The organism is Rhodospirillaceae bacterium (genome assembly GCA_016722635.1).
In the GTDB taxonomy this organism is placed as follows: domain Bacteria; phylum Pseudomonadota; class Alphaproteobacteria; order JAEUKQ01; family JAEUKQ01; genus JAEUKQ01.
Window position 1 is genome coordinate 435,741 of record JADKIX010000003.1, and the last position, 20,251, is coordinate 455,991.

A 20,251-nucleotide genomic window follows, 5' to 3' on the forward strand; every position below is an offset into this window, starting at 1 on the left:
GCATGACCTTATATTATACCCCACCCGGTTATTCCTCGATCCAATTACTGGCGGATTATATTACCGATGAGACGAAGAATGACCCCTTGTCGATGGCCAAGGCGATTATTTTTCTGCCTAACCGGCGTTCTTGCCGCTTTTTACAAGCAGCGCTTTTGGAAAAAACCCCTAGCGCTGCCGCGATCCTTTTGCCAAGAATTTTGCCCATCTCTGATGTGAAAATTGATACGCCCATTCCCGGATTATTGCCAAATTTCTTAGCCACAAACCCCTGGAAACCCGCCTTATCTAAGACACGCCGTGAATTTTTATTGGCGCGCTTAATCCGGCAAGGGGGATTTACGGCAGTCGGCAGCCATAATGTGCGACATTCTTTACGTTTGGCCCGTTCTTTAGTGGGATTCTTGGAAGAAACCATCAACTTTCGGACCGATCTCAGCGAACTTGAAAATATTGTTGATAGCGATTATGCAGAACATTGGCAGAAAACCTTAGTTTTCTTAAATATTATCCGGCAAGCTTGGCCCCAAATTCTGGCCGATGAAGGGGCCATAAACCCCGAAGAATTGCATCAACAAGCGTTGGAAAGCCTTTGCCACCTATGGCGTACCGTGCCGCCAGCGGATCCGGTAATCGCGGTGGGCATCACCCACACAGATCCCCTGATCCTGCAACTATTATCCGTGATTGCCCGTTTACCCAAGGGGGTGATTTTATTTCCTGCGATTGATCTTTTGGCCAGCCCTGGTTTACAGCAAGAAATCCGCCAAGACCCTACCCATCCCCAATATAAAATCCTTAAAATAATGACTTATTTGAAGCAGGATATAGCTTTAGTGCAGCCCTGGCCATCCGCCCCCCCTATACCGCATGCAGAAGGCCGTCATCAATTGCTGCATTTGGCCATGCGTTCATCTGCCTTGATTGGGGATTGGTATCATGAAACCAATCATATTCCAGCCACATCTTTGGAAAACATCCAATTAGTTGAATGCCCAGGGCTGCGGGAAGAAAGCCAGGTGGTTGCCTTAATCTTGCGTGCGGCCTTGGAAAACCCGGATCACCGCCGGATTGCCCTCATCACCCCTGATCGTAGGTTAGCCCTGCAAGTCGCCATTGAATTAAAGCGTTGGCATATCAATATTGACGATTCGGCTGGCCAATTCCTGCATCAAACCGTCATCGGTAAATATTTGCGGCTGACCGCTCAAATGTTTAATCCCAATCAAAAAACTGCTTCGTTTCTAGCCGCTTTGAAACACCCTTTTAGCCATGCCGGACGCAACCGCCAGATGTTCCTGACTATCATTCGGCAAATTGAAATAAAATTTTTGCGCCAGAATTTTCCTGCTAATCTGGCCATGCTTTTGGAAAGGTGCCGGGAGAAAAAAGAATACAGGCGTTTATTGCCGCTTTTAACACTGCTGCACCAGCAATCCGCGGCCTTTGCCGATTTATTTAAAGAGCCTTTGGTCAGTTTCAAAAAACTGGTTAAAATTCATTGTGCATTTGCGGAATGGTTAGCTAGTACCCCCGAACAATCAGGTGCTTCTTTGCTTTGGAAAAATGAAGAAGGGGAAACAGCCGCCCAAGTGATTGCCGATATCTTAGAGGCTGATCAAAATGACCTGCTCATTGCACCCGAACAATATGCGGATATTTTAACCGATTTCTTGAAGGAGAAAACGATCTATCCAAAAATCGGCTTCAATCCCAGGCTGTTTTTATGGGGGGTATTGGAGGCGCAATTACAACAGGCTGATGTCGTCGTCCTGGCGGGGCTTAATGAAGAAAAATGGCCGCCAACCATCCCCTCAAACCCTTGGCTTAACAGCCGTTTTCGGCAGCAATTGGGCTTGCCGCCGTCCGAGGAAATGATTGGGGCTTCCGCTTTTGATTTTATTCAAAATTGTTACGCCCGAAAAGTATATTTAACCCGGTCGATTAAGCTGGATGGCACCCCCACCCGCCCATCCCGCTTTATCCAACGCCTCCAGGCTTTGGCCAAAGCCAGGTTCGGCATGGATATCCCCAAAGGCGATTGGCTGAATTGGCAACAACAGCTGATTGAACCTGTCACACCCGTTAAAATCCCCAGGCCGCATCCCTGCCCTGCTTTCGAACAAAGGCCGCTTAAAATAGCAGCGACCGATATGGAAATATTGCTGCGCAACCCTTATGAATTTTATACAAAACGCATCCTACGGTTAAAACCTTTATTGGGGTTAAGAATGGATCCCCAAGCACGGACCCGTGGAATCCTTATCCATCATATCCTATATGAATTTAATCGTCTTTATCCCCAACAATTACCCAAAGCGGCAGAAAAACGTTTCTATGAGCTGGCCCAAGATTCTTTTGCCCCTTACTTAAAAAACCCCCAAATATGGGCCTTCTGGTGGTTGCCTTTTCAACCGGTGCTGGCATGGCTGTGGCAAACGGAATATGAAAATCGTCCTACCATCAAACAGGTTTTTTGTGAAAGTGAAGGGTCTATCGTCCTATCAATTGGCAACCAATCCCTTACCCTTCATGCCCGTGCTGACCGGATTGACTGGCTTAACAATGATCAATTACGGATCATCGATTATAAAACTGGCAAAATCCCTTCAAAAACCCAAATCGTCGAAGGGGAAGCCTGCCAATTGCCGATTGAATTATTAATTGCCGAAGCTGGCGCTTTCAAATCGATCCCCGCCAAAAAAGTCCAGGAATTAACCTTTTACCAATTAGGCAGCCAATTTAAAAATGATCCGATGTTGTCACTGGATCCCTATGAACTGCCAATCCGGGAAAACCTAACGGCAAAATTACATCAAACCTTAAATTATTATTACACAGTCCCCACTTCAACTTACGAATTCCCCGTTAACCAACCTGATTCTGCCTTATTATTACCTTATCAGCATTTGGCCAGGTTCGATAGTTGGAATTCCGGATCCCAAGGATTAGGTGCAGATAGTGATGAATAATAGGAACCATCCTTGCAACAAAAAGCCTTCCATGATCAGCGGCAAGCCTCCGACCCGCAGGCATCTGCCTGGGTATCCGCCTCGGCAGGCACGGGTAAAACCAAAGTATTAACAGATCGGGTTTTAAGGCTGTTGCTGGACGGCACCAAAGTTTCAACCATCCTTTGTTTAACTTACACCAAAGCGGCCGCATCCGAAATGGTCAACCGTATATTGGAACGGATGCTAGCATGGGTGGTGAACGGCCAGGAATTTTTGGAAAAAGATTTAATGCAACTTTTGGGGGTTGCGCCTGCCAAAGCCGATATTGTCAGGGCCCGGCAGCTTTTTTTCCAAGTTCTTGATGATCCCATTGGCTTGCAAGCCTCCACCATGCATTCCTTTTGTCAAAGCTTGTTAGAAAGATTCCCACTGGAAGCAGGTATCTCCCCAGGTTTTCAGGTGATGGAGGAAACCGAGGCAAAACTTCTCGTGAAACAAGCCCTTGAAGATACGCTGCAGGAAATCCGTGAGACTGCGCGGCCAGATTTACGGCAAGCCCTTCATCAGGTAACTAGCCAATATAGCTGGCCCGCTTTTATCGACATGATGGGTATGCTGCGGCAAAACAATCGCTTTTTCCATCAATTGTTGGATGAGCATCAGAATGTTGAAAATGTCGTTAATATCCTCAAGCACCAAGAAGGCATAGAAAATTTGGGGGATAGCGAATTGATCCGCCAAGAATTTTATAAAAAAACCAAGGAACGTCTAAAAAAGCATGGGATCAAAAGCGATTTTTCAATTTCTAAAACAACATTTGGTAAAACAGTTGAAAAGATCCAGGAATGGGTTGCGCGTGCAAGCGGTACCAGCCATCACCTGCAACAATATGTAGCGATTTTCTTAACCAAAGAAGAAACACCCCGCAAAGAACTGGAAAAAATAGACGCCAATTCCGCAGAGGGCGCATTCATCCATGGCGAAATCCAAGCATGCGTCCAATATCTGTCCGTTATCAGGGCAGAACAATGGATCGGTAAAATCAGTAATTTGCTGGTGATTTATCAACATTTTGATACCCATTATCAATTGATCAAAAGACGAAACCTAAGCCTTGATTACCAAGACTTGGTCCGTTTGGTCAGCCGTTTTCTGCTTTCCACCCAGAATGTTTCCTGGGTTTTATACAAACTGGACAATCATATCAACCATGTTTTACTGGACGAAGCCCAAGATTCAAACAGTGAGCAATGGCAAATGATTGAAACCTTGGTTCAGGAATTTTTTGCCGGGCGCGGGCAACGCCAAGATAACCGGACGGTTTTTGCCGTGGGCGACGTGAAACAATCCATCTATGGTTTTTTGCAGGCAGAACCAGCTGAATTTTTAAAAGCCAACCACCGCTTTCACCAATATACACAACAGGCTGCCAAAAAATGGCGAAATGTGGATTTGGACATATCTTTCCGTTCGACCAAAGCCATCCTAGAGGTTGTGGATGCCGTCTTCACCCAACCCCAATCTTTGATGCAACAGCAGGGATTTAAGATCAATCATATCCCGAATCGGCAAGAAGCCGGGGGAATCGTTGAATTATGGCCCATGCTTCAATCTAAAAATCCCCTTAATGGTGCGGAAAATGCGGACATCGTCCTGGCCCAGGCCATCGCCCGCCGGATTAAGAAAATGCTTTCAGGCGAGATGTTGGCGTCCCAAGGTCGTCCCATCCAAGCACGGGATATCATGATTTTGGTGCAAAGGCGCAAACCTTTAACCAGCATTTTATTAAATGCCCTGCGCCAACAAGAAGTTCCCGTAGCAGGTGTTGATCGATTGGCTTTGAAAGAAAATATGGGGATTAATGATTTGGTGGCTATCGGAAAATTTTGTCTGCTGCCGCAAGATGATTTCAATTTGGCGATTGTATTAAAGGGGCCTTTGGGCCGCCTCACGGAGGAGGATTTGCTTGATTTATGTCATGGCCGCTCCTCCTCGCTCTGGCAGAACCTGAAACAGAAAAAACGGGATCATCCCCCCTATCAGCCTATACATGAAATGTTGCTAAGCCTGCTCAGCACCGTTGATTATCAGCGCCCCTACCATTTTTATATAAATATTCTAGACCATTTGGGCATGCGTTCAAAACTTCTGGCCGAACTAGGAACAGATATTCATGAGGCGATTGATGAATTTTTGCATTTAGCACTTAATTTTGAAGAGCAAGGTATTGGTACTTTACAAGAATTTATTGACCATTTAGAGGAAAGTGATGCCGAGATTAAACGCGATCTTGAACAACCCATCTTGGATCACGTCCGCTTAATGACCATTCATGGGGCGAAAGGCTTGCAGGCGCCTATCGTTTTTCTGGCCCAAACCTTATTTGTTAATAATCTTTCAAGCCAAATTTTTTGGGATGATCAGAAGCCTTGCCCCCTTCCTATTATGGTACCTGGTAAAGGCCAGAATACGGAATGGCAAAATAGGGTGCGCGAAAAAATGGATGCAAAGATACTCGAGGAACAAGAACGTTTATTATATGTGGCCATGACCAGGGCTGAAGACAGGCTATATATTGGCGGCTCGATGACCACCACAAAATCAAGAAAAAATTGGCATGATTTTATCCGCAGCGGCATGGAGAAAATAGCAAGTTCATTTGACTTAAGCCAATCGGATGCAGATTGGCCAGCATCCGGTTTAGGGTTAAGGATTGATTGCCCGCAAACTATCCCTTTACTTGCGAAGGCGCCCCCTGCACCGGTTTTGGCAAATTCCTTGCCGGTTTGGTGGAAAAAACCGATTGTGGAAAGAAACAGCCCGGTTGCCACTATGCTGCCCAGTGGGGAACAGCAAAGCCATTTGATTAGCCCCTTATCTGAGGACGGCAAACAATCGGTTTATTTAAGGGGACAGATTATCCACCAATTACTGCAAATGGCCGAACAGCAACCACCAGCCGATTTTCAAGAAACGGCCAAACAGTTTCTGGCGCGGGCGGTTTTTGCCCTTCCCATCAGACAACAACAAGAAATATTGCATCATATTCATCACTTGCTCGGCAGTCCTTTATGGCAATCGTTACGTATGGCCGAGAATTTATATGAAGCACCGATTCAAGGGTTCATCCCTAAAAAATCAGGGGAAAGGGTACATATCACCGGACGCATTGATCGGTTGGCTATCTTTGATAAAGAAATATGGATTATGGATTATAAGACCCATCATGCCCTGCCCCGGTCAATTGCCGATGTTCCAGCTGAATATTTCCGGCAAATGGCCATTTATCGATCATTGATTAGCCAAATATATCCCCCCGATATCTATCCCCCTAGCCAGATTCGCTGTTTTTTGTTATGGACAGCAAAACCCTTGCTGATGGAACTGGAAAATGATCTACTTAATACCTACATCATCCATTGAATATATTATTGAACCACAAACGATCAAAAGGTGCCTTATGTCAACCATCAGAACAACCGATTATAATTTTCAGAAAGATGTTTTGCAGTCCAGCAAGCCCGTACTCGTGGATTTTTTTGCGGATTGGTGCGGCCCTTGCAAGGTCATTGCCCCCGCTCTTGAAGACATTGCAACCCAGTTAAAAGAAAAATTGACTATTGCCAAGATCAATATCGATGACAATCCCAATACCCCGCAAAATTATGGGGTGCGTGGTATACCGACCTTAATGCTGTTCAAAAATGGCCAAGTGGCCGCCACAAAAGTTGGTGCCATGCAGAAAACAAAATTATTAGAATGGATTGAATCAGTCCTCTAGCTTGACCAAAACTATGGATTTTTCTTAAATCCATTCAATATCAAATTTTTATACATTTGAAGATGTTAGAGATCAATATTTCAAGCAATCCTTTGAAATCACGCCTAGGGATTAAATTTTTATGGGGTTTATTTTTGATTGGATATTCATTTTTGACGATGGAAACTATTGCTATGGCCGACAGCATGATCGACAGCGACAGAGTAATCCGTATAGATGATAGAAATATGTCAGAACCGATCGGTATCTATTTTGACAAACATGCGGCCATATATTTCCTAAAACGCGATGATCCTCATTTTGTTTCCTATCCCTATTAAGGAAAAGCCAAGCAGAAAAAACCTTGGTTCGCTTTCGTTTTAATGTTTACGGCCAATTCTTAACATTCGTTGAGGCCGACCATCCCTAAGCACAAATTAAAAACCCCTGTTGGCATAGCCAAAACAGGGGTTTTGAGAAGATCTCTCTAAAAACAATTACTTGCTTTCAGAAAAATTACTTCTTTTTGCCACCGGCTGGTGCGCTCGGCTTTGAAGTCGGAGCTGGCTTACCGGCTGGCTTTTGATTCTTATTCATTTTCTTTATCCTTTTATAAAATCGCCCCACAATGGTGCGATAAGTTCAATGTATCCTACCCTGCTATCGAATAAAACGGCAAATTATATGGTTATTCATCAAAACTGATGAATAATTCGATAATTATTTCTTGCTTTATTTCGGCATATACATTATAATCACTCATTCGTTATCCCGCAGAATCTCCCCAGCCAAATACAAAGAACCACAGATCAAAACCCTTGCAGGCTGTTGCTCATTCACAATAATGTTTTGAAGAGCCGTTTTTTCATTTTTTTCGGCCCTAATATTTGTAGATAATTTTTGAGTCATTTCCACAATATGTTGTGGGTCGAAAGCGGAATGATCAGAACCCGCAATCGGAATCACTTTGACCGCAGATACTTTCCCCTCAAAATAACCTAGGAATTCCAAAGGTTGCTTGGTGGTAATCATGCCGAAAATAAGATAGGTCGGCTTCGATGGCTGTTGCTGCAACCAATCCAGCAAAATTGCAGCACCCCCCTGATTATGGGCGCCATCCAGCCATAATTCCCACAAAGGCGGTAACATTTTACTTAAGGGACCCTTCGTCAAGCGCTGTAATCTCGCTGGCCAGTCCGCTGTTCTCAAGCCCCGCGCTATATCCGAATCATCTAGGCGGAACTTTTTTAAATATTTTAAAGCCGCAATCACGGTTGCTGCATTTAACACTTGGTGTGATCCGGGTAAAATAGGTTTAGGGAAAATTTTTGTCCGACCCGATTCTTTGAAAATGAAATCTTCTGTCCGTTCTTCAACATCCCACTCCACCCCATAGCGGCTGAGTGGGGCCGATAAGCTTGCAGCTTTTGGGATAAATACTTGCATCGCATCAAAGGGTTGGGGGCCAATCACCGCAGGCACGCGATATTTCATAATGCCCGCTTTTTCTGCCGCAATATCAGCCAAACTATTGCCTAAATATTGCATGTGATCAAAAGAAATCGGGGTTAAAATTGTTACCAAAGGTTCGGCAATCACATTGGTGGCATCTAACCTGCCGCCAAGACCCGTTTCCAGCAAAACAATATCAGCGGGCGCCCTTGAAAAAGCCAAAAAGGCGGCAGCCGTGGTAATTTCAAAAAAAGTAATCGGCTCCCCCCCGTTGGTTTTTTCGCATTCATCGAGTAAGGCCGTTAAGGTTTCATCATCAATTAAACGCCCCGCCACCCGAATACGCTCATGGAAATGAACCAAATGGGGCGAAATATAAGCGTGGACTCGGTAACCGGCTGCTTCAAAAATGGCCCGCAAATAAGCAACACTTGATCCTTTGCCATTGGTACCTGCCACATGAATGACCGGCGCCAGTTTTTGATGGGGGTTATGTAGCTTTGCCAGTAAATGTTGGATACGCCCCAAAGAAAGGTCGATCATTTTCGGGTGTAAATGTTTGAGCCTTTCGAGAATTTGGCCGCTGGGCCCTGTCTGTTGATTTTTTATTTTCATCAGGCAAAAGCTTCCTAAAAAATAAATTCACCAAATTTTTCATAGGGGGCCAATGCTTATCCCCTGCTATCCTCTTGCTAATTTCTTAGCCGCCGGATTTAAATGTTGCAAAATGGTTGCCAAGGTAGCTGGGATATCTTGGCGATGCACGACCAAATCAACCATCCCATGCTCTTGTAAATATTCAGCCCGCTGAAATCCTTCCGGCAACTTCTCACGGATAGTTTCTTCAATCACCCGTGCGCCAGCAAAACCGATAATAGCGCCCGGTTCAGCCAATGTAATATCACCCAGCATAGCAAAAGAAGCGCTAACCCCGCCAGTGGTTGGATCCGTCAGCAAGACTAAATAAGGCAACCCGGCTTTTTTAACACGCTCCACCGCAATGGTTGAGCGGGGCATTTGCATAAGGGATAATATGCCTTCTTGCATGCGCGCCCCCCCGGAAGCGGGAATGGCCAACAAAGCAGCTTTACTAGCGATAGCGGCCTCTGCAGCGGCCAACAATCCCTCACCCACCGCTATTCCCATCGAACCGCCCATAAAAGCAAAGTTAAAAATAGCCACCACCAACGGATGGCCTTGGACTTCACCTTCCGCGACCACCAAGGCATCATTTTCACCACTTTTATTTTGGTATTCCTTTAACCGGTCCACATATTTTTTCTGATCACGGAATTTCAAGGGATCAATTTCAAACTTAGGCAATTCCCTTCTGGTATATTTGCCGTGATCAAATAATTTTTCCAAACGTGTTTTATAGCTCAGGCGCAAATGGTACTGACAAGTTGGGCACACAAATAGATTTGCATGTAAATCCCTGTGGAAAATCATTTGTTTACAACCGGGACATTTTTCCCAAAGATTATCCGGTGTTTCGGTTTTCCTTAAGGATTGAATTTTAGGGCGTACAAAATTTGTCAGCCAGCTCATGCGATCATCTCCCAACACAAAAACAATATCGTTTCTCTTTACTTTAGCGTCTGTTGCAAACAATCGCAACAGTTGGTAAATTAATAATGCAATAAATTAGTTGGCATTATCTTTCCTTTACTATTACAAACGTTTTACGAGTACCGAAATATTATGCCGCTGTACAATAAATTCTTTTAGAATGTTTTTACAACAGGCCTCTATAACCTCTTGATCAGAAGCCAATCAACGCCGGACAGTATGTATAATGCCACTTTTCCCAAGCATCAAACCACGCCTTAAACGGCAATTAAAACCCTTCGTTCAGCGCCTTGCTTCAGCGGGCGCCACCCCCAACCAGGTGATGTGGGTTAATTTTATCTTATGTGCCACCGGTGGCGGGGCCGTGTTACTCGGATCTTTTTCCCCTCATTTTTTATTGGCCATCCCCGTCGTGTTATTGCTTCGAACCATGTTAAATGCAACCGACGGCATGCTAACCAGGGAATATAAGCACCAAACAAGGCTGGGGGCAACCTTGACCGAATTGGGTGATGTTTTTTCCGACGTGATGTTGTATTTACCTTTTGCGCTGATTCCTGGGATTCATGCCTGGCTCATGGTGGTTTTGGTCATTTTAATTGTTATTGCGGAATTATCCACCATCATGGCCCATATTGCCAGGGTGGCCAAACCGTATGACGGGCCGATGGGGAAAAGCGACCGTGCAGCCATCTTTTTCATCTTATCCTTAGTCATTGGTTGCGGCGTAACCCCGGGCTTATGGACGAATATTGTTTTAGGCATTACAGCCATCCTGCTGGTGATTGCCATGTATTGGCATTTATCACAGGCCCTATTAAAAGCTAGAAGAAGATTTAAGCGGTAAAAGGCGTTGGATGTTTTGATAGTGCCATAGCAGCGCCTAACGTCTGCCGAAAAGTTTTTCCATATCTTCGCGTTTCAATTCAATATAAGTCGGACGCCCGTGATTACATTGGCTGCTATTGGGGGTTTGCTCCATCTGGCGCAACAGCGCATCCATTTCATTGAGACTAAGCGTGCGGCCAGCCCGAATGCTACTATGGCAAGCCAAAGTGCCGCAAATTTCATTCAAATGGTTTTGGATAATCCAACTTTCGCCATTTTCAAATATCTGTTCTGCTAAATCAAGGATGGTTTGGGTAATATCTTCCCTCCCCAATAAGGCAGGAATTTCGCGCACCAATACCGCATCCACCCCAAATGGCTCAATTGTTAAACCCAATTTGGATAGTTCTGCTGCCTTTTCAATAAATATGGCAGCCCTTCCTTGAGGCAAATTGACAACTTCCGGGATCAATAAAGCCTGCCTTTTCACCCCTTCCGCTTGCAGCCCATTTTTCATTTTTTCATAAATCAGCCGTTCATGGGCAGCATGTTGATCAACAATCACTACTTTTTCCTCGGTTTGCGCCACAATATACGTGCGGTGGATTTGGGCAACTGCCCGTCCCAGAAAATACTCGGGTTCAACGGGGCTAAGGGTGGAAGAACCAGGTGCGGAGGCAGGGCTATTGTCCTGAGGGGGGTAGAACGTATTATCTTGCGTTGAAAAAGAAGCACGGCTTGCATTCCAAGAGAATTGCTGGGCTGGCGCTTTCTCGGCAAAAACCAGGCCCGGATTTTGCACGGCCGCGTTTGGCTTAAAATAATCGATGGCTTGTTGGCCAATGGTGTTCGCGGTTTTAACATCATTCTGCATAAGGCGTGATCTCAGCGATGAGATGATCAAGGAGCGCACGCGGTCTGCTTGACGAAAACGCACCTCCGTTTTAGCGGGATGGACATTCACATCCAATTGATCGGACGGCATTTCCAAATATAAGATGGTCGCCGGATAGCGGTCATGGGGCAAAACATCCTGATACGCAACGCGGATGGCAGCCTGAAGTTGGCGGTCACGGACAGGGCGGTTGTTCACAAAGAAATATTGTTCTTGGCTGTTCGAACGGTGATAAGTGGGCAATCCAATGAAACCCCATAATTTCAGTTCCTCGCGCTGCGCTTCAACCGTCAAGCTATTGGAGATAAATTCTTGCCCGATGACTTGCAGCACACGGGGTTGGTATAAATCCGTCCCCAACAGATTGTCCTGAATTTTGGCATAGCGTAAGAGCGAGCGTTCCCGGTGCTGGACACTAAACCCGATTTTGGGGGCAATCAACGCCAGGCGATTGACGATATCAATGATATGGGCCAATTCCGTGGCATCTGATTTTAAAAATTTCAATCGGGCGGGGGTTGCGAAAAATATATCCCCAACCTCCACCATCGTGCCGGGATTTAAGGAGGCCGGATGCACCGCAGATTTTTTACCACCATGTACTTCGATTTGCCAGGCCGCTTCAGCACCTGCCATACGGCTGGTAATGGTTAATTTGGCGATAGCCCCGATGGATGGCAAAGCCTCGCCCCGAAAACCTAAAGTTGCGACATCACTTAAATCATCCCCGGGTAATTTTGAGGTGGCATGCCGTTCAATGGCCAATGCCAGGTCTTGGGGCGAAATACCGCAGCCATTATCGTTGACAACAATTTTGGTTTTGCCCGCATTCTCAAGCATGACAGATATCTGCGAAGCCCCGGCATCAATCGCATTTTCCAAAAGCTCTTTAACCACCGACGCTGGCCGTTCAATCACTTCACCAGCGGCGATCACATTAATCATATGTTCGGGAAGAACGCGAATAGCCATATAAAATTCCTATAATAAATGACGGGGTATAAACCCTTTGATGGGAAAGAAGATTGTTTTATCCAAAATAGCCATTATAAATATAGAAAGGATTCTTTCACGTCACAAGACAGGAATATGATATTCTTCATCATCCTGTCATCAATCCATGCTTTTTAAGCTAGGAACCCCTGAGGGCAATGAGGCTTCCTGATACATAGAAAGAACTGGTTGATTAATAAGATGGAACACGGCCTATATATTTTGCTGTCCTATGGAATTACCATAACCGTTTTATTGCTGACAACGGTCGTGGTTGTTTGGCGTTTTTTATATCATCAAAAACAGATGAAAAATATCCGCAATCAAAAGCGTACCACCACCCCGTCATTGGAACATCGTCCCCATGAACCCTAAAAGATACCGTTTATATTTATGTTTAATTATTTTAGGATTGGCCGTTGCTGCCACGGCTTTGTTAATCTATGTCATTAACCAAAATTCAGCATTTTTTTATACCCCCAGTGATTTACAACAGCCCAAATCCCCCCTTGCCGATGGGCAAAAATTACGGGTTGGGGGCTTGGTAAAACCTGGCAGCTTCCACCTGTCCCCGGACGGCCGCATTGATTATTTTATCATTACCGATCTTCAGGCTGAAATTGTCGCGGTGACCAAAAACTACATGGGGGATTGGCCAGCCCTATTTAAAGAAGGGAAAGGGGTGGTAATTGAAGGGATATGGCGGCAAGACGGCACCGTTGAAACTACCCTGATCCTTGCCAAACATGACGAAAATTATGTTCCCCGCTCCGTCCAAAAAACCTTGGACCTAAACAGCCAATTGCCTCATCGGGAACAATAAAGATGGTGGCAGAAATTGGCCTTTTCCTTCTGATCCTAGCTTTTTGCCTAAGCCTGATCCAAGCATCGGGAATGTGGGGCAAGCCAGCAGCCTGGCGTTCTTTTGCCTATAGCATTATTCCTGTCGTCACCAAATTACAGTTTCTGTTTTTGCTGTTTTCTTTCCTGTGTTTGATCTATGTCCATGCCACTTCTGATTTCTCGGTGCTCAATGTGGCGGATAATTCTTCCTCAAAACAACCCCTGTTTTTCCGCATTAGCGGGGCTTGGGGTAATCATGAAGGTTCCATGATGTTATGGGTGGTGTTATTTTCTTTTTTCAGTTTTTGCCTGTCTTGGAAAATGGTCAATCTCCCCCTTGGTTTCCGTATTACCGTATTGAGTTGCCAAGGATTGATGGCAGCGCTTTTTTTGGCCTTCATCCTTTTTTCTTCGAACCCTTTTGAACGCCTATGGCCAGCGCCCTTACAGGGGGCTGAGCTTAATCCCCTGCTGCAAGATGCGGCTTTAGCCCTGCACCCCCCTACCCTTTACATGGGATATGTGGGTTTTTCAGTGGCGTTTTCTTTTGCTATTGCTGGCATGCTGCGGCGGAAAATTGACCAAGAATGGGCCAGTTGGCTAATGCCCTGGGTTCTTATCTCCTGGATTTTCTTAACCTTGGGGATTGGCGCTGGTAGCCATTGGGCGTATTACGAATTGGGATGGGGCGGCTGGTGGTTTTGGGATGCTGTTGAAAATGCCTCGCTATTGCCCTGGCTTGCCGGAACCGCTTTGTTGCATTCCCTGCATGTTTTAGAAAAACGCGATGGTTTTAAAAGCTGGACGATATTGCTGGCGATTATTTGTTTTTCCTTATGTCTGCTTGGAACGTTTTTAGTGCGCTCAGGCTTGGTCATTTCCGTCCATAGTTTTGCAACCGACCCCAGCCGCGGTATTTTCATTTTGGCCATATTATTCCTGACCATTGGCAGCGCCTTTTGGTTATATGCGCGCCGTGGGATGGTTTTTGAAGGATCTATCCATTTTCGCAATGCCAGTAGGGAAGCGGGTATTTTGCTGAATAACTTGTTATTATTGACGGCAATGGCAACGGTCTTAATCGGCACCTTATATCCGGTTGTTTTGGAAGCGATTGGGGCGCGCAGCTTAGCCGTCGGCCCACCTTATTATAACCAAACCTTTGTGCCTATATTCTTACTTTTATTAATTTTGATGGGTTTTGCACCTTTCTTACCTTGGAAAGGCGGCCATTGGCTGCCTGTGTTAAAACGGCTATTCGTTGCTTTATTCCTGACGATAATCATTACCCTGCTGATTTTCTGGTGGCTGGGCGGCAATTGGGTAAACATTATCAGTTTGGGATGCGGGATTTGGGTTATCACCTCAACCTTATCTTGGTTTATTAAGCGGCTGCGCGGAAGTAAACCTGCCTTTTTCCTATCCCGTTTCCGTCATATCCCTTTATCAGATTATGCGATGTTGTTGGGACATCTGGGTTTAGGGATATTGGCGGCCAGTATTGCGGGGAACATGGCCTGGAAAATGGAAGTGGTGCAGGTTCTGGCACGCGGCGAACAAACGGCAATCGGCCCTTACCAAATCATTTTACAAGAAACCCGTCCATTCCAAGGCCCAAATTTCCAGGGCGAACGTCTGCAACTGGATGTCATCGAAAACGGCCGAAAAATCGCCTCGCTTTACCCCGAGAAAAGATATTTCCCGGTTAAAGAAATGGTAACTTCGGAAGCAGCCATTTTATCACGTGGCTGGCATGATTTATATGCAGCAATTGCCCAAGAAAATTATCCACAAGGAAAAGCGCGGATATGGATCTATATCAATCCGTTAATCGAGACTTTGTGGGGTGGGATTGGATTGATGATCAGCGGGGGAATTATTGGTTTGATTGCCGCAATCCGAAAAAAAAGGCGTTTTCTCAACCGCCCTACCCAGCTATCATGAAGAATATAAATCCTTCTTAAAAAAATCTTGAGGATAAGGTATATCTAGATAACTTTAAAACCACAGCAGGTCACATGCGATCACATTATTTCTTTTATCTTCCTTTAGCGCTTGTTTGTGTGCTGGCCGCTTATTTAGGCTTTGCTTTGTTAAAAAACATGCAGCCACAGCAAGAACCTTCAGAAATGCTGGGCAAGCTGGCACCTGATTTTTCCTTGCCTTCCCTATCCCAACCGGACAGGATGGTTTCTTTCAAAGATTTTGCGGGCAAACCGCTGATGATTAATTTTTTTGCATCCTGGTGTGCCCCATGCCGGGAAGAACATGCCTACCTGCTTTATTTAAGCAACCAGGAACATATTCCTATCGTTGGCATTGCCTATAAAGACAAGGCTGAAAATTCACGGGCTTTTTTAAAAACACTGGGCAACCCTTTCCAAGAGACCTTGTCCGATTATCAAGGCAGGGTGACAATCAATTTTGGCATTTCCGGTATCCCTGAGACATTTTTGATTAACCGTCAGGGAAAAATTGTTTTCCGGTATGCAGGCCCCCTCAATCAAGCAATTATCCAGGAAAAACTATTACCCTTATGGGAAAAAATAAAATAATGAAATGGATCCCTGCGAAGACAACAAAAATATTGGCCAGCCTCTTGCTGTTTTTCCTGATACCCGTTCTATCTGTCATGGCCCAACAGGCGCCGGATGCTGCCAATAATTCCTTGCAACAACGCGCTTACAACTTATACAGCCAATTGCGCTGCCCGGTCTGTCAGGGCCAATCTTTGGCTGAATCGCCGGCGGAATTAGCGGGCGATATGCGAGCGTTGATATTAGAGCAGTTGCAAGCAGGTGATGATGAACAAACGATCATCAATTTCTTAAAGGACCGTTATGGTGATACCATCTTATTCAATCCCCCCTTTAGCGGGCGGACGTATATTTTATGGTTATTGCCTTTTATTATTTTATTAACAGGGTTATGGGTGGTGATCCGGCGCACCCAAAAAGCAAGCTCCCTTCCCGATCAAAGGCACTTGCATGAATAACACCTTTCTTTTTTGGGGGATCATGGTTGGTCTTCCCCTCCTCATCATGGCCGCATCTTTCGTGGCGGTCAGACGGCCGCGGATGGTACCTGCTGCTATTTCCAGCCCTTCCTTCAAGAACATTCCCCTCTATAGAAATGTTATGATTATTCTGTTGCTGGCAGTTTCAGGAAGTTTATACCTTTATTTAGGCCACCCTGATTTGGCAATAACCCCTTCAGCACCCTCGGCAAACAGGCAGCTTGAGGCGTTAATTAAAGATTTAAAAATATATTTGCAGGAAAATCCTGGTGATATCCAAGCACTTTATTTGTTGGCTGACAGTTACCGCCGCTTGGGAGAATACCCCTTGGCCGAAGAATATTACAAAAAATTAGGGGAAGCCGCCTTGACTGCTCATATTCAATTGCCAGCAGAATATGATGCCATTTATGCGGAAATCCGAATTCGTATCCATGGGATTGCCGATCCTATTTCCCGTGGGCTTTTGCAAAAAGCCTTAACCCTGGAACCCGCCAACATCCGCGCCCGTTTTTATATGGCCTTGATCCATGCAGAAGATGGGGAAACACAATCTGCCCTTGATGAATTAAAAGAAATAAGGCAAGCAGTTCCTGCAGGCACCCCTTGGGCCCTTGCAATCGAAGAACAATTGCAAAAGCTGTCTTCTACCCCTGCCCCCTCAGCCGAATGATCATTTTCCTAAAATATTTACTTGCTTCTCATCCCTGGCTCATGCTTCAATCATCGCTAGAAAATGAAATTCCACCCATGGAAGCTGATGAACAATAATCCCACCCTTATCGTTGAAAATATCCATAAAAGTTTTGGGGACATTAAAGTCCTCAAAGGCATTTCTTTAACGGCCCGCCAAGGGGATGTGATTGCCCTAATCGGCAGCAGTGGTTCCGGTAAAAGCACTTTTTTACGGTGCATCAATATGCTGGAAATCCCTGATCAAGGGCAGATTACGGTGGATGGCGAACTGATCAAAATGCAGTATAACAGAAAAAAGGTTTATGAACCTTCCGACCGTTTGCAAGTGGATCGCATCCGAACAAAATTATCGATGGTTTTTCAAAATTTTAACCTTTGGGCCCATTTGACCATTTTGGAAAACGTCATCGAAGCCCCTGTCCACGTTTTGAAAAAACCGAAAGATACCGCCATATCAGAGGCAAAAGAATTGTTGGATAAAGTGGGTATTATCGATAAAGCTTCTTATTACCCTAACCAACTCTCTGGCGGGCAACAACAACGGGCCGCCATCGCCCGCGCCTTGGCCATGAATCCCAAGGTTATGTTACTGGATGAGCCAACATCCGCCCTTGACCCAGAATTGGTTGGAGAAGTATTACGTGTTCTACAGCAATTGGCGCAGGAAGGACGCACGATGATTATTGTTACCCATGAAATGAAATTTGCCCGGGACGTTGCCTCACATGTTGTGTTTTTGGACAAAGGGAAAATTGAAGAAGAAGGCTCGCCCAAAAAAATCTTTTCTTCTCCGCAATCAGAACGTTGCAGACAGTTCCTGGCTAGTGTAAAGTGGGAATAATGATCCCTAATAATCCGATTTAAATAATGAAAGAAGGAGTTTATTCGTGAATAAATTTTTGTTTTTTGTGGTGGTTATAGCCGCCGCTTTAGGAATTTACTTTTATTTGAACCCTGCTGAATATACTCGGGCGAAAATATGGTTAGGGATTGAAAGCCCCTCCTCTGTACTCACCCCGACCGAACCATCTGCCAATCCAACGGGATTGTTAAGTAAAAAAATTACGATTGCGACGGAAGGGGCTTATCCCCCTTTTAATTACACCGATCAAAACGGCCAATTGATTGGCTTTGAAATTGATCTGGCCAAGGCCCTATGCCAAAAAATGAATGTGGAATGCGTGATGGTGGGCCAAGATTGGGATGGCCTGATCCCTGCCTTGCAAAGCGGCAAATTCGACGCCATCATGGCCGGGATGTCGATCACACCGGAGCGGAAGCAACAAGTTGATTTCAGCAACAAATATATTAATACCCCCACCCGTTTTGTTGCCAAAAAAGGATCTGATTTTACCATTACTGCTGCAGGCTTAGCTGGCAAAAGGGTTGGGGCGCAACGGGCGACCATCCATGAAGGTTTTTTGCGCCGCTTGTTCCCCCAGGCCACGATCGTTTTATATGATACATTGGAAAATGCCCATTTAGATATGGTCGGCGGCAGGTTGGATTTGATTTTAGCTGACAGTGTTGCGTTAAATGAGGGGTTTTTAAAAACAGTGGCAGGACAGAATTATGAATTTGTTGGCCCCAGTTATACAGAACCCAAGGATATCCTTGGGGAAGGTGTTGGTATTGCCGTACGCAAAGGCGACATCAGCCTTTTAAAAGCCTTCAATCAAGCCATTGCCCAAGTTCGGGCAGATGGGACTTTTAAAAAAATCAACGACCGGTATTTTGATTTCGATGTCTATGGTAACTAATTAACGGGTGACTATCTTACGGGGAAGGAGTTAAAACCTTCCCCTTTTTTCATGATATGTTGAATAATGTTTAAAAATATTGCGGCCTACGGTTGGATGTTGATCGATGGGGTGATCTTAACCATCGAAATTGCCCTATTATCTTTTATGGTTGCCATTTTATTCGGTTTAATTGGCGCTTACGGAAAACTGGGCCGGTCACGAATCAATCGTTTTATTGCCAATTGCTACACCGTGATTATTCGGGGGATACCTGAATATGTATTGTTGCTTGTTTTATACTATCAAGGTGCCCAACTGATCCGTTTGATTGTGTCTTTATGGTCGGAACCACAGGGCTTTATCGAAATTAATTCCTTTATTGCTGGCTTCATCACCTTGGGTTTTGTTTACGGTGCCTATGCAACGGAAACGTTCCGGGGCGCCATTTTAGCGATCCCCAAAGGTCAGGTGGAAGCTGCCTATGCTTGCGGGATGAGCCGTTGGTTGATGGCCCGCCGGATTTTAGTGCCGCAAATGTGGCGTTTTGCTTTACCAGCACTTGGGAATATTTGGCTAATTTTATTAAAATCCACCGCCATTATTTCGTTGATCGGCCTTGAAGAATTGACCCGCAAAAGCCGGATCGCTGGCGGCGCCACCCGCGATCAGCTATTATTCTTTGGGATAGCGGCCATCATGTATTTATTGCTGACGGTGGTTTCAACCTTTGTCATTAAATATTTGGAACACAAAAATAATTATGAACGCAGAAAGCCAGGGATATAATGGACTTTCAGCTGCTGCAACAATATTGGCCGGATTTATTAAAGGGCGCTTGGCTCACCGTCCAACTGGTGTCTTTATCGTTGTTGATTGGGTTTATCTTGGCGGCTTTGATCGCTTTAGCTGCTTTATCCCGTTACCGGATTTGCCGCTATGCGGCCCAGACATATATTTTTATTTTTCGGGGCTCACCCCTATTGGTGCAGATATATCTGATTTATTATGGCAGCAGCCAAATCGGTTGGGTTCAGGATTCTTTTTTATGGGCAATTTTAATTGATGCCTATTGGTGCGCCCTAATTGCCTTAACCCTTAACACCAGCGCTTACACCGCGGAAATTATTCGGGGCGCGATGGCCAATGTTCCCCAAGGGGCGATTGAGGCAGGTCAGGCATTCGGGATGTCCCGTTGGCTGTTACTGCGGCGGATTATATGGCCCCAAGCCTTCCGCCTGATGTTGCCCGCTTATTCCAATGAAGTCATTCAAATGCTGCATGCCAGTTCCCTGGTGGGGGCCATTACCTTGCTTGATTTAACAGCCGCCGCCCAAAATCTGATTAGCAGAACCTATGCCAGCAACACTTTTTACTTAGCCATCGCTTTTATCTATTTAGCCACCACTTACTTGATCAGTGGGCTTTTCCGCCTGGCCGAAAAACGGTTATACCGCCATTTAAACCGATCTCAGTAATCACAAGCAAGCAGCTTAAACGCAAAAA

Annotated in this window: 17 protein-coding genes; 14 read left to right on the forward strand and 3 right to left on the reverse strand. The window is 45.3% G+C overall.

Going from position 1 to position 20,251, the window contains the following annotated elements:
- Positions 1-2 precede the first annotated feature (2 nt).
- From addB to trxA, 3 genes are read left to right on the forward strand one after another with little or no spacing between them, the layout of a single operon-like run.
- Positions 3-2,972 (forward strand): double-strand break repair protein AddB, encoded by a 2,970-nt coding sequence (gene addB, locus IPP67_02340; protein MBL0338039.1) that lies wholly within the window; start codon positions 3-5, stop codon positions 2,970-2,972.
- A 12-nt stretch (positions 2,973-2,984) separates the two neighbouring features.
- Positions 2,985-6,377 (forward strand): double-strand break repair helicase AddA, encoded by a 3,393-nt coding sequence (gene addA / locus IPP67_02345; protein ID MBL0338040.1) that lies wholly within the window; start codon positions 2,985-2,987, stop codon positions 6,375-6,377.
- Positions 6,378-6,414: 37 nt separating this feature from the next.
- On the forward strand, positions 6,415-6,735 hold the full coding sequence (gene trxA, locus IPP67_02350; GenBank protein ID MBL0338041.1) for a thioredoxin: 321 nt from the start codon (positions 6,415-6,417) through the stop codon (positions 6,733-6,735).
- 738 nt (positions 6,736-7,473) lie between these two features.
- On the opposite strand, the gene IPP67_02355 is transcribed toward trxA, so the two are convergent.
- Together IPP67_02355 and IPP67_02360 are read right to left on the reverse strand one after the other, a co-directional pair.
- Positions 7,474-8,781, reverse strand: coding sequence for a bifunctional folylpolyglutamate synthase/dihydrofolate synthase (locus IPP67_02355; GenBank protein ID MBL0338042.1), 1,308 nt, complete (start codon positions 8,779-8,781; stop codon positions 7,474-7,476).
- Positions 8,782-8,847: 66 nt separating this feature from the next.
- The gene (locus tag IPP67_02360; protein MBL0338043.1) at positions 8,848-9,714 is read right to left on the reverse strand and encodes an acetyl-CoA carboxylase carboxyltransferase subunit beta; all 867 of its coding nucleotides are present in this window, start codon (positions 9,712-9,714) and stop codon (positions 8,848-8,850) included.
- Positions 9,715-9,961: 247 nt separating this feature from the next.
- Here IPP67_02360 and IPP67_02365 point away from each other — a divergent pair, with 247 nt between their 5' ends.
- Entirely contained in the window at positions 9,962-10,582 is a 621-nt protein-coding gene (locus IPP67_02365) for a CDP-alcohol phosphatidyltransferase family protein (protein MBL0338044.1), read from the forward strand.
- Positions 10,583-10,618: 36 nt separating this feature from the next.
- Here the strand turns inward: IPP67_02365 and mutL are convergent, their stop codons facing one another.
- Positions 10,619-12,430 carry a DNA mismatch repair endonuclease MutL gene (mutL, locus tag IPP67_02370; protein ID MBL0338045.1) on the reverse strand — a complete coding sequence of 604 codons (1,812 nt, stop codon included), beginning with the start codon at positions 12,428-12,430 and terminating at the stop codon, positions 10,619-10,621.
- A gap of 222 nt (positions 12,431-12,652) precedes the next feature.
- On the opposite strand from mutL, the gene ccmD reads away from it, so the two are divergent.
- From ccmD to IPP67_02420, 10 genes are all read left to right on the forward strand, one after another.
- A complete protein-coding gene (gene ccmD / locus IPP67_02375) occupies positions 12,653-12,826 on the forward strand; it encodes a heme exporter protein CcmD (GenBank protein ID MBL0338046.1) in 174 nt (57 codons plus the stop codon).
- Complete coding sequence (locus IPP67_02380) at positions 12,816-13,274, forward strand: cytochrome c maturation protein CcmE (GenBank protein ID MBL0338047.1); 459 nt, start codon at positions 12,816-12,818, stop codon at positions 13,272-13,274. The genes ccmD and IPP67_02380 overlap by 11 nt, the downstream gene beginning before the upstream one ends.
- Before the next feature lie 2 nt (positions 13,275-13,276).
- Complete coding sequence (locus tag IPP67_02385) at positions 13,277-15,238, forward strand: heme lyase CcmF/NrfE family subunit (GenBank protein ID MBL0338048.1); 1,962 nt, start codon at positions 13,277-13,279, stop codon at positions 15,236-15,238.
- A gap of 74 nt (positions 15,239-15,312) precedes the next feature.
- Entirely contained in the window at positions 15,313-15,849 is a 537-nt protein-coding gene (locus tag IPP67_02390; GenBank protein MBL0338049.1) for a DsbE family thiol:disulfide interchange protein, read from the forward strand.
- Complete coding sequence (locus tag IPP67_02395; protein MBL0338050.1) at positions 15,849-16,289, forward strand: cytochrome c-type biogenesis protein CcmH; 441 nt, start codon at positions 15,849-15,851, stop codon at positions 16,287-16,289. Before IPP67_02390 ends, IPP67_02395 begins: the two co-directional genes overlap by 1 nt.
- A complete protein-coding gene (locus tag IPP67_02400; GenBank protein ID MBL0338051.1) occupies positions 16,282-16,983 on the forward strand; it encodes a tetratricopeptide repeat protein in 702 nt (233 codons plus the stop codon). Before IPP67_02395 ends, IPP67_02400 begins: the two co-directional genes overlap by 8 nt.
- 87 nt (positions 16,984-17,070) lie before the next feature.
- Positions 17,071-17,847: an ATP-binding cassette domain-containing protein gene (locus IPP67_02405; GenBank protein MBL0338052.1), complete on the forward strand. Its 777-nt coding sequence runs from the start codon at positions 17,071-17,073 to the stop codon at positions 17,845-17,847.
- Between the two features lie 148 nt (positions 17,848-17,995).
- Positions 17,996-18,766, forward strand: coding sequence for an ABC transporter substrate-binding protein (locus IPP67_02410; protein MBL0338053.1), 771 nt, complete (start codon positions 17,996-17,998; stop codon positions 18,764-18,766).
- Positions 18,767-18,862: 96 nt separating this feature from the next.
- Positions 18,863-19,534, forward strand: a complete 672-nt coding sequence (locus IPP67_02415; GenBank protein MBL0338054.1) for an ABC transporter permease subunit — start codon at positions 18,863-18,865, stop codon at positions 19,532-19,534.
- Positions 19,534-20,223: an ABC transporter permease subunit gene (locus IPP67_02420; GenBank protein ID MBL0338055.1), complete on the forward strand. Its 690-nt coding sequence runs from the start codon at positions 19,534-19,536 to the stop codon at positions 20,221-20,223. The genes IPP67_02415 and IPP67_02420 overlap by 1 nt, the downstream gene beginning before the upstream one ends.
- Positions 20,224-20,251 lie beyond the last annotated feature (28 nt).

Bases quoted from the DNA above. Each gene is read 5' to 3' on its own strand.
- addB (MBL0338039.1), top strand. From the start codon at position 3: ATGACCTTATATTATACCCCACCCGGTTATTCCTCGATCCAATTACTG.
- trxA (MBL0338041.1), top strand. From the start codon at position 6,415: ATGTCAACCATCAGAACAACCGATTATAATTTTCAGAAAGATGTTTTG.
- IPP67_02355 (MBL0338042.1), bottom strand. From the start codon at position 8,781: ATGAAAATAAAAAATCAACAGACAGGGCCCAGCGGCCAAATTCTCGAA.
- IPP67_02360 (MBL0338043.1), bottom strand. From the start codon at position 9,714: ATGAGCTGGCTGACAAATTTTGTACGCCCTAAAATTCAATCCTTAAGG.
- IPP67_02365 (MBL0338044.1), top strand. From the start codon at position 9,962: ATGCCACTTTTCCCAAGCATCAAACCACGCCTTAAACGGCAATTAAAA.
- mutL (MBL0338045.1), bottom strand. From the start codon at position 12,430: ATGGCTATTCGCGTTCTTCCCGAACATATGATTAATGTGATCGCCGCT.
- ccmD (MBL0338046.1), top strand. From the start codon at position 12,653: ATGGAACACGGCCTATATATTTTGCTGTCCTATGGAATTACCATAACC.
- IPP67_02380 (MBL0338047.1), top strand. From the start codon at position 12,816: ATGAACCCTAAAAGATACCGTTTATATTTATGTTTAATTATTTTAGGA.
- IPP67_02385 (MBL0338048.1), top strand. From the start codon at position 13,277: ATGGTGGCAGAAATTGGCCTTTTCCTTCTGATCCTAGCTTTTTGCCTA.
- IPP67_02390 (MBL0338049.1), top strand. From the start codon at position 15,313: ATGCGATCACATTATTTCTTTTATCTTCCTTTAGCGCTTGTTTGTGTG.
- IPP67_02395 (MBL0338050.1), top strand. From the start codon at position 15,849: ATGAAATGGATCCCTGCGAAGACAACAAAAATATTGGCCAGCCTCTTG.
- IPP67_02400 (MBL0338051.1), top strand. From the start codon at position 16,282: ATGAATAACACCTTTCTTTTTTGGGGGATCATGGTTGGTCTTCCCCTC.
- IPP67_02405 (MBL0338052.1), top strand. From the start codon at position 17,071: ATGAACAATAATCCCACCCTTATCGTTGAAAATATCCATAAAAGTTTT.
- IPP67_02415 (MBL0338054.1), top strand. From the start codon at position 18,863: ATGTTGATCGATGGGGTGATCTTAACCATCGAAATTGCCCTATTATCT.
- IPP67_02420 (MBL0338055.1), top strand. From the start codon at position 19,534: ATGGACTTTCAGCTGCTGCAACAATATTGGCCGGATTTATTAAAGGGC.